The organism is Streptomyces sp. NPDC107498, assembly GCF_055582805.1.
On record NZ_JBVJPE010000012.1, the window covers coordinates 247,111 to 256,152 of the forward strand.

Annotated in this window: 8 protein-coding genes and 1 pseudogene; 5 read left to right on the top strand and 4 right to left on the bottom strand. The window is 74.1% G+C overall.

The window, feature by feature from the left end; translation table 11 throughout:
- Window positions 1-58 precede the first annotated feature (58 nt).
- On the bottom strand, window positions 59-1,540 hold the full coding sequence (locus ACZ66Z_RS22530) for a sugar transferase (protein ID WP_469936591.1): 1,482 nt from the start codon (window positions 1,538-1,540) through the stop codon (window positions 59-61).
- Window positions 1,541-2,309: 769 nt separating this feature from the next.
- Here ACZ66Z_RS22530 and ACZ66Z_RS22535 point away from each other — a divergent pair.
- Window positions 2,310-2,999 carry an RNA polymerase sigma factor gene (locus ACZ66Z_RS22535; RefSeq protein ID WP_469936593.1) on the top strand — a complete coding sequence of 230 codons (690 nt, stop codon included), beginning with the start codon at window positions 2,310-2,312 and terminating at the stop codon, window positions 2,997-2,999.
- 3 nt (window positions 3,000-3,002) lie between these two features.
- Window positions 3,003-3,764: a hypothetical protein gene (locus ACZ66Z_RS22540; RefSeq protein WP_469936595.1), complete on the top strand. Its 762-nt coding sequence runs from the start codon at window positions 3,003-3,005 to the stop codon at window positions 3,762-3,764.
- Here the strand turns inward: ACZ66Z_RS22540 and ACZ66Z_RS22545 are convergent.
- Both ACZ66Z_RS22545 and ACZ66Z_RS22550 read right to left on the bottom strand, forming a co-directional pair.
- Window positions 3,724-4,392, bottom strand: coding sequence for a response regulator (locus ACZ66Z_RS22545; RefSeq protein ID WP_469936597.1), 669 nt, complete (start codon window positions 4,390-4,392; stop codon window positions 3,724-3,726). The two genes, ACZ66Z_RS22540 and ACZ66Z_RS22545, sit on opposite strands and share 41 nt — an antisense overlap.
- On the bottom strand, window positions 4,389-5,468 hold the full coding sequence (locus ACZ66Z_RS22550; protein ID WP_469936599.1) for a HAMP domain-containing sensor histidine kinase: 1,080 nt from the start codon (window positions 5,466-5,468) through the stop codon (window positions 4,389-4,391). The genes ACZ66Z_RS22545 and ACZ66Z_RS22550 overlap by 4 nt, the downstream gene beginning before the upstream one ends.
- Window positions 5,469-5,661: 193 nt before the next feature.
- On the opposite strand from ACZ66Z_RS22550, the gene ACZ66Z_RS22555 reads away from it, so the two are divergent.
- Both ACZ66Z_RS22555 and ACZ66Z_RS22560 read left to right on the top strand, forming a co-directional pair.
- Window positions 5,662-6,147, top strand: coding sequence for a cation:proton antiporter regulatory subunit (locus ACZ66Z_RS22555; RefSeq protein ID WP_469936600.1), 486 nt, complete (start codon window positions 5,662-5,664; stop codon window positions 6,145-6,147).
- Window positions 6,148-6,152: 5 nt separating this feature from the next.
- Window positions 6,153-7,376, top strand: a complete 1,224-nt coding sequence (locus ACZ66Z_RS22560) for a cation:proton antiporter (RefSeq protein ID WP_469936601.1) — start codon at window positions 6,153-6,155, stop codon at window positions 7,374-7,376.
- 70 nt (window positions 7,377-7,446) lie between these two features.
- Here ACZ66Z_RS22560 and ACZ66Z_RS22565 read toward each other — a convergent pair whose 3' ends face one another.
- Window positions 7,447-8,694 carry an SLC13 family permease gene (locus tag ACZ66Z_RS22565; protein WP_469936602.1) on the bottom strand — a complete coding sequence of 416 codons (1,248 nt, stop codon included), beginning with the start codon at window positions 8,692-8,694 and terminating at the stop codon, window positions 7,447-7,449.
- Between the two features lie 158 nt (window positions 8,695-8,852).
- Here ACZ66Z_RS22565 and ACZ66Z_RS22570 point away from each other — a divergent pair.
- Window positions 8,853-9,042 (top strand): annotated as a pseudogene (locus tag ACZ66Z_RS22570) (hypothetical protein); the annotation flags it as partial.

The window sequence follows — 9,042 nt, forward strand, 5'->3', positions numbered from 1 at the left end:
AGGCCCCTCCGGCCTGCGGTCCGAGCTCCGGCCGTACGCCGGCGCCGCCCCCCGAGCATCAATAGGCCCCCTGCCCGTAGAGCACCGCGCGCAGCGTCTTCCACAAGATCACCGTGTCCAGGGCGAGCGACCAGTCCTCCACGTACCGCAGGTCGAGGCGGACGGCCTCCTCCCACGGCAGGTCGCTGCGCCCGCTGATCTGCCACAGGCCGGTGAGGCCGGGCTTGACGAGGAGACGCCGCCGGATGTCCGGGCCGTACGCGGCGGACTCCTCCGGTAACGGCGGCCGCGGCCCGACGAGCGACATCGACCCGGTGAGCACGTTGAGGAGCTGCGGGAGCTCGTCGATCGAGTACCGGCGGAGCACCGCCCCCACCCGGGTCACCCGCGGGTCCCGGCGGAGCTTGAACAGCGGCCCCGCGCCCTCGTTGCGCTCGGCCAACGCGGCACGCGCCGCCCCGTCGGCCCCGGTGACCATGGTGCGGAACTTGAGGATGGTGAACTCGCGGCCGTCCTTGCCGACCCTGCGCTGCCGGTAGAACGCCCCGCCCCGGCTGTCCAGCAGCACGAGCAGCGCGACCAGCACCATCAGCGGCGCGAACAGGAGCAGCAGGACCGCCGCGCCCAACCGGTCGACGACCCCCTTGATCGCCCGGCGGCCGCCGGTGAAGGTCGGCATGCTGACCCGCAGCAGCGGTATCCCGAGCACCGCGTCGACGTGCAGCCGCGGGCCGGCCACCTCCATGAGGACGGGCGCCACGACCATCTCGGCGTCGCTGCCCTCCAGGTTCCAGGCCAGCCGCCGCAGTCGGTCCGGTGACCAGTGCGGGTCCGGGGTGACCGCGACGACCCGGTAGCCGTCGTGGCGGACGTGCTTGGCGACGTCCGCGAGCCGTCCGACGACCGGCACCCCGTCCAGCAGGTCGCCGTCGAGGCCGCGACCGTCGGTCGTGCACACCGCCTCCACGCGCCAGCCGAGGTGCGGGAACTTGCGGGTCCGGGTGATCAGGTCGCGCACGGTGTCCGGGCTCCCGGCGGCCAGCACCGGCCGCAGACACCGCCCTTCCTTCCGCTCCTTGTGCAGCCAGAGGCGCAGCAGGTACCGCACGGTCATGGTGACGAGGGCGATCGCGGGGATCGCGACGAAGATCCAGAGCTTGATGTTGCGCGAGGTGAGGGCGATCCCGCCGAGCGCCAGGACGACGGTCGCCGTGAACAGGGAGCGCCCGAGCCGGCGGAACTCCTCGGCGCCCTGGCCGAGCACGGCGGGCGCCCACGCCCGGTTCACCGCCAGCGCTCCCAGCACCAGCAGTTGCGTGCCGAACGCGAGGATTCCCCACTTCTCGTGCCAGTTGGCCGCGTCACGGACTCCGAAGAAGTCGCCGATCGCCGTCACCACGAAGGCGGTGGTCACGGTGTCACCGATGATCACGGTACGGCGGTAGCGCTGCTCCCACTCGATCGCGGGCCGGCTGATCGCCCCGTCCGCCAGGCGCTCGCGCGCAGACGGAAACGGGCTGACAAGTCCCCCTTGCCGCACAGAACCCCCCAGGTCCCCAGTGGTACGACGTGTGCGCCCGACACTCCCGGGAGGCCCCCGCCCTCCCCGGCGCATGACATCCCGGCTCTTTCAGAGCTTCTTGAACAACTCGCCCCGGCGGCAGCGGACCTGCCCGCCCCGCCGGGCATTCGAGATGCGTGGGGATCCGTCGGGACCCCGGGTGCTCCCCGCACCCGACGCCCCTTTCGGGCCCCCGGAACCGATCATCCCCATGCCAGGTTCCGCGGAGCCGGTTCGTGGCCTTCCGCAGGACCGGACCTATGGATCGTTAGTGGTCGCCTCGTGTCCGAACAGCTGAAGCACGGTCAATCTAGAGCATCACGGGCCGGTATGAAGAGAGATTGTGTGAAATTTGTGCTCGTCCCCCGAGGCTGGCTGGATCCATCGACCGGTGACCGCTTACGGGTGCTTTGGCGCCTCCTCATGCTCCAGCAACTCGCTTGATCGCAGGGAGTGTTCGCCTCCGCTGTGATCAGGGTCACTCTGTCGGCCCGTGATGTTTCGCGAGGCCGATCCGCTGGAACACTTGGCGGATTGCGCCACGTTCACGGGGAAGGGCGGTCACCGGTGAACGGTGAGGGCCTCGCTCCGCCCGGGCGACGCCCTACCCGGTCGTGACGCGGACCGTCCCCCGCCGCCCCCGACAGGGTGTCGGGAGAGGCCCGTTGGCCGTCTGACAGGATGGACGTCCTCCGGTTGTTCCGTGAGGGCCGGGGTCCGTGGGTGTACGGGGTGTGAAGAGGGTCGGGTGGGCGAGGGAACGGGGCACGCGTCCGCCACGGCGCACGACCCCGAGCGCGACGCCCGGTTCGGCTCGGACCGTGACGCCCGGTTCGGCTCGGACCGTGACGCCCGGTTCGGCTCGGACCGTGACGCCCGGTTCGGCTCGGACCGTGACGCCCGTCTCGCCGAGGCCGTCGAGCGGGCCCAGCGGGGGGACGAGGAGGCGTTCGCGGAGGCCTACCGGATCGTCCACCCCGGACTGCTCGGCCACCTGCGCGGGATCGTCGCCGAGGAGGCCGAGGACGTCGCCTCCGACGCGTGGCTGGAGATCGCCCGGGACCTCGGCCGGTTCCGCGGCGACGGCGCGGGCTTCCGCGGCTGGACCGCGACCATCGCCCGCCACCGGGCCCTCGACCACCTGCGGCGCGTACGGGCCAGGCCCGGGCCCGCCCGGTTCGGGCAGGACCTCCTCGAGCTTCCGGCCGCCGCCGACGCGGCCGACGAGGCGCTGGACGCGCTGTCGACGGAGCGGGCCCTCGCCCTCGTCGCGGGCCTCCCGCAGGACCAGGCCGAGGCCGTGCTGCTCCGGGTCGTCGTCGGTCTCGACGGCCCCTCGGCCGCCCGAGTGCTGGGCAAGCGTCCCGGTGCGGTACGGTCCGCCGCACATAGGGGATTGAGGCGACTTGCGAAGCAACTCGCGGGGAGAGGGAGGTGACGAATGCGTGAGGAGCCGCGGGACGGGAAGACGGCGGAGCTGCTGAGGGCCGCTCTGAGCGGCGAGCGGGGGGACGGGAGCGGTGCCGTCGCCGGCGAGGAGGGCGCGCGCGCCGCCTTCCGGGAGGCCCGTGACGCGGGCCTCCACGCGTCGCTGCCCACCCGCGACCGCGACGACTGGACCCCGGCCCCCGAGCGGCGACGCCCCCGGCGTTCGCTGAGGGCGGCCGTGGCGGCGCTGGTCGCGAGCGTGACGCTCGGCGGCGTGGCCGTCGCCGCCGACGCCCTGCCCGAGCGCTTCCTCGGCACCACCGCCCCGCCCCCCGAACCGCGGCCGACCCGCTCCACGCCCGAACCCCCGAAGCCCGGCGCGACGGCCGGGACGAGGAGCGGCCCGGCCCGCACCTCCGCACCACCCGGCACGATCGCTCCCCTGCGTCCCGAGAAGGACCCCCCGGAGCTCTCCGGCAAGAGCGGGGACGCGCTCTGCCGTGCCGTCGAGAAGGAGGAGGGGAAGACGAAGGGCAAGGGGGAGACGAAGGGCAAGGGAAGGGCGTCCGTGTCCGCCGTCGGCGGCGGGGGCCCGTCCCCGGGTACTGCCGGCACGACCCCCGCTCCGTCCGCACCCCGCCCGCCGAGCCCCGGCCGGCCGGCGGCGGTGGCCGCTCCCCGGACAACCCCGGCAAGGGGGCCGGCCGCTCGCGCGCCGACAGGCCCTGACGGCCCTACGGCTCGATCAGGCCCACGCGGATCGCGTAGCGGGTGAGTTCGAGGCGGTCGCGCATGCCGAGCTTCCGGAGGAGGTTGGCGCGGTGGCGTTCGACCGTCTTCGGGCTGATGACCAGGAGGTCGCCGATCTCCTTGGAGCTGTGGCCCTCGGCGACGAGCTTGAGGATCTCCTCCTCGCGTTCCGTGACGGCCCTGTCCGGCAGCGGTTCGCCCCGTTCCGCCCGGTCGAGGTACGTGCGGATCAGGGCCGTCTCCGCGCCCGGGCAGATGAACGGCTCGTCCCGGACGGCCGCCCGGCACGCCTCGACCAGATCGCGGTCGGCGACGGACTTCAGGACGTAGCCGCTCGCGCCCGCCTTGAGCGCCTCGAAGAAGTACTGCTCGTTGTCGTACATCGTGAGGATCAGGATCCTCAGCTCGGGTCGGAGGCGGCTGAGTTCGCGGGCCGCCTGGAGGCCGGTGCGCAGCGGCATGGAGATGTCGAGGACGGCCAGGTCGACGTCCGCGGAGCGGGCCAGGGCGACGGCCTCCGCCCCGTCCGCCGCCTCGGCGACGACGGTCAGGTCCGGTTCCGCGTCGAGGATGAGGCGCACCCCGCCGCGTACCAGGGCGTGGTCGTCCGCGAGCAGGATGCGGGTCGGGGAGGCAGGGGTCCGGGCCGTCACGACGTCATCGCCCTTCCGGCGGTCTCTTCGTCCGCGCGTCCGTCGCCGGTGGCGTCTCCGGGCGTCCGTCCGTCGCCGGTCGTCCCGTCGGTCGTCCCGTCGGTCGCCCCTCCGATCGCGCCCCCGGTCCTGTCGGTGCCACCGCCCGTCGTGTGCAGGCGGACCTCCGTTCCACCGTTCGCGCCCTCGCGGACCGTCAGTTCGGCGCCGATCAGCAGGGCGCGCTCCCGCATGCCCCGGAGGCCCGCCCCCTCGGGGGCGCTGCCGATGCCGCGGCCGTCGTCCCGTACGAGCAGACCCGCCCCGCCCCGGGGCAGCGAGCACAGCCGGAGGTCGACGCGGGTGGCGCCCGCGTGGCGCGCCGTGTTCGTCAGGCCCTCCTGGGCGACCCGGTAGAGCACGAGTTCCGTCTCCGGGCCGAGCGTCGGCAGCCCCGCGTCGACGTGGAGCCGCACGGTCAGCCGGCGCGTGGAGAACTCGGAGGCCAGCGACCTGAGTGCGCTGTGCAGTCCCAACTCCTCCAGGACGCCCGGTCGCAGGCGGCGGGCGATGCGGCGGATCTCGTCCAGGCCGGCCCGTGTGGTCTCCTGCGCCTGGTGGAGCTCCGTCCGCAGCTCGGCGGGGGCGTGGTCGGCCGCGTGCTTCAGCTGGAGGAGCACGGCGGTGAGGGTCTGGCCGACCTCGTCGTGCAGCTCCCGCGCGATCCGCCGGCGCTCCGTCTCCTGCGCGGACAGCACGCGCGCGGTGCTCGCGGCCCGCTCCGCCTCGAGCCGGTCGAGCATCGTGTTGAACGTACGGGTCAGCTCGGCGATCTCGCCGTGCCCCGTCACGGCCGCGCGCCGGCCCGGCCGCAGCAGGTCCGCCGTGCGCATCGCCCGGGTGAGGCGCTGGAGCGGTGCGAGGCCGACGCGGAGGAGGAAGGCGTTGGCGGCGAGCAGGACGAGCAGGCCCGCCAGGAGGACGAGCGCCTCGCCGAGGAGCACGGGCGTGGAGACCGTGACGGGACCGAACAGCAGCAGCACGGCGACGACCAGGACCGAGGCGTTGAGCAGGAAGAGGCGCCGGTACAGCGACACGGTGCCACCCCCTCCTGCTCGCGCATCACCCGCACATGCCCTCTGACCTGCGGAGGGACCCATGTCCCCGCCCCATCCTGACCAGTGTTCCGGGGCTTGTCCATCCGTGCCGACACCCATGTCCCGGGGTGCCGGACGGATGACACCATGCCCGGACACCACCATCGGTCACGACACCTGGAGGGACGGGCCCGTGCCTGCTCCGCGGATGAGAACGACACCCCTGCCCGGCATCGGCGTCCAGTACGACTTCACCACGCGGGAGCACCGGCACCTCTCGGTCATCGCGCACCGCGACGGCACCCGGACCGTGAACGTCTACCGGGCCGACGACCCGGACGCCTGCGACCGGTCGCTGCACCTCACGGAGACGGAGACGGCCTCGCTGATCGACGCGCTGATGCCCGCCCACCACAGCCCGAACGTCCTGCACACCACGGACCTGGGCCTGGTCGCCGAGCGGATCGAGCTCTCCGCGCACTCGTACTGGAACGGCCGCGTGCTCGGCGAGACGCGGATGCGCACCGAGGCCGGGGCCTCCGTCGTCGCCGTACTGCGCCGCTCCGGGGCGATGCCGTCCCCGACCCCGGCCTTCCGGCTGGCCGGCGGTGACACGCTCATCGTCATCGGCACCCGCGAGGGCGTCGACGCGGCCGCCGCGATCCTCGGTCGGGAGTGAGGGGCGTGCACTCCGCGGTCTTCCTGATCGAATTCGGCGCCATCATCCTCGGCCTCGGCCTGCTCGGACGGCTCGCCGGCCGCTTCCGGTTCTCCCCGATCCCGCTCTACCTCCTCGCCGGGCTCGCCTTCGGCGAGGGCGGACTGTTCCCGTTCGGCGCGAGCGAGGAGTTCGTCGCCATCGGCGCCGAGATCGGCGTGGTGCTCCTGCTCCTCATGCTCGGCCTCGAGTACACCGCGAGCGATCTCGTCTCCAACCTCAGGACCCAGTACCCCGCGGGGCTCGTCGACTTCGCCCTCAACGCGCTGCCCGGCGCGGCCGCCGCGCTGCTGCTCGGCTGGGGGCCGGTCGCCGCCGTCGTGCTGGCCGGCGTCACCTGGATCTCCTCGTCCGGCGTCATCGCTAAGGTCCTCGGCGACCTCGGACGCCTGGGCAACCGCGAGACGCCCGTCATCCTCAGCGTCCTGGTCCTCGAAGACCTCGCCATGGCCGTCTACCTGCCCATCGTCACGGCCCTCCTCGCCGGCGTCGGACTCGCCGCCGGCAGCGCGACGCTCGCGATCGCCCTGGGCGTGGCCGGGACCGTGCTCTTCGTCGCCGTCCGGTACGGACGTCTGATCTCCCGCTTCGTCTCCAGCGACGACCCGGAGAAGCTGCTCCTCGTGGTCCTCGGGCTGACCCTGCTCGTCGCGGGCGTCGCCCAGCAGCTCCAGGTCTCCGCGGCCGTCGGCGCGTTCCTCGTCGGCATCGCCCTCTCCGGCGAGGTCGCCGAGGGCGCCCACGCCCTGCTGAGTCCGCTGCGCGACCTGTTCGCCGCGGTCTTCTTCGTCTTCTTCGGCCTGCACACCGACCCCGCCAGCATTCCGCCGGTCATCCTTCCGGCGCTCGCCCTCGCCGTCGTCACCGCGCTGACCAAGATCGCCACCGGGTACTGGGCCGCGCGCCGCGCCGGGATCGGGGCGAAGGGCCGGTGGCGGGCGGGCGGCACGCTGGTGGCGCGCGGCGAGTTCTCCATCGTCATCGCCGGGCTCGCCGTCACCGCCGGGGTGCAGCCCCAACTGGGTCCCTTCGCCACCGCGTACGTGCTCGTGCTCGTCGTCATCGGCCCCCTCACGGCCCGTTTCACCGAGCCGATCGCGGCGGCGGTGACGCGACGGCGGCGGGGAAGGGCCGGGGAGGGGGACCGGGTCGACGGGCCGAAGCCGAAGTCGGAGTCGGCGGTGGGCTGAGCACCCCGACGACGCCCTGGCGGCACCCGACGTCACCCGACGACGCCCTGGCGGGACCCGGTCGCGCCGCTCACGCGCCGAGCAGTCGGAGCGAGACCCACAGCGCCACCGTCGAGGCGGTGAGGGCGGCCGGGACCGTGAGCAGCCCGAGGCGGGTGAACTCGCCGAGGGCGACGGGGTGGTCGTGCTCGTGGGCGATGCGGCGCCAGAGGAGCGTGGCGAGCGATCCGGCGTACGTGAGGTTGGGCCCGATGTTCACCCCGAGCAGCACCGCGAGCACCGCGCCGGGGCCGGAGGCGGACGCGAGCGGCACCAGGGCCAGGGTCGCGGGCAGGTTGTTGATCAGGTTGGCCAGGACCGCGGCGACCGCGGCGGTGCCGAGGAGGGCCGGGAGCGAGGTGCCGTCCGGGAGGACGTGGGCGAGCGCGGCGCCGAGGCCCTGGTCGACGACGGCGCGGACGACCACGCCGAGGGCGAGGACGAACGCGAGGAAGGGCAGCGCCGCCGAGCGGACCAGCGCGCGCGGGGTCGTACGGCGACGGGCCAGGGCGCGCACGGCCAGGACCGCTGCGCCGGCCGCGGCCGCCCAGGCCGGGTCGAGGCCGATCGTCGGGGCGAGCCCGAAACCGGCGAGCGTCGCGGCCACCGTGCACAGGGCGAAGAGCGGCGGGGCGACGGCTTCCGGAGGCCCGGCGGGGGTGGCGGGGGCGGCGAGGTCCCGGGCGAAGAAGCGGCGGAAGACGCCGTACTCGACCGCGACGGCGACGAGCCAGGGGAGCAGCATCAGGAGCGCGAACCGGGTGAAACCGAGCCCGCAGGCGGTGAACGCGAGCAGGTTGGTGAGGTTCGAGACGGGCAGGAGCAGCGAGGCCGTGTTGGACAGGTGGGCGCTCGCGTAGGCGTGGGGCCCCGGCCGGGCGCCCATCCGGGCGGCGGTCGCGAAGACGACCGGGGTGAGCAGCACGACCGTCGCGTCCAGGCTCAGGACGGCGGTGATCAGCGAGGCCAGTCCGAAGACGGCGCCGAGCAGCCGCCGGGGGCTGCGACGGGCCCAGCGGGCGGTCCAGGCGCCGCAGGCGTGGAAGAGCCCCTCGTCGTCGCAGAGCCTGGCGAGGACGAGGACCGCCGCGAGGAAGCCGATCACCGGCCCGAGCCGCCCGGCCTCCTCGCGCACGGCCTCGGGCGTGACCGCGCCCACGGCCAGGACGGCCCCGGCGGCGGGGAGGGCGAAGGCGGCCTCGGGAAGGCGGAACGGACGCGCGACGGCGCCGACGAGGGTCACGGCCAGGGCGAGCACGGAGACGGAGAGGACGAGCATGCATTCGATGATCCGGGCGGGGCGGGGGCGGGTCTCCCCCGGGGTCCGGTCGCGCTCGCACGACGACCTGATCATCCGTCAGTACGGAGCTCCTGCGTGCCCCTTGTGGACCTCGCCCCCATCAATAAAATGTCACACACCACACAAGGGAGTCCTTCATGGCCCACGCGCAGACCTCCGCGCACCCCGACCGGCCGGCGCAGCCCGCGCGATCCGCGCAGCCCGTGCCCCCCGCCCCGCCCGCGCACCGCTCCCGCCCCTGGCGCGGGATCATGGTCGCCACCACCCTCCCCTTCCGCGAGGACCTCTCCGTCGACCACGACGCCTACGCCGAACACGTCGCCCGGC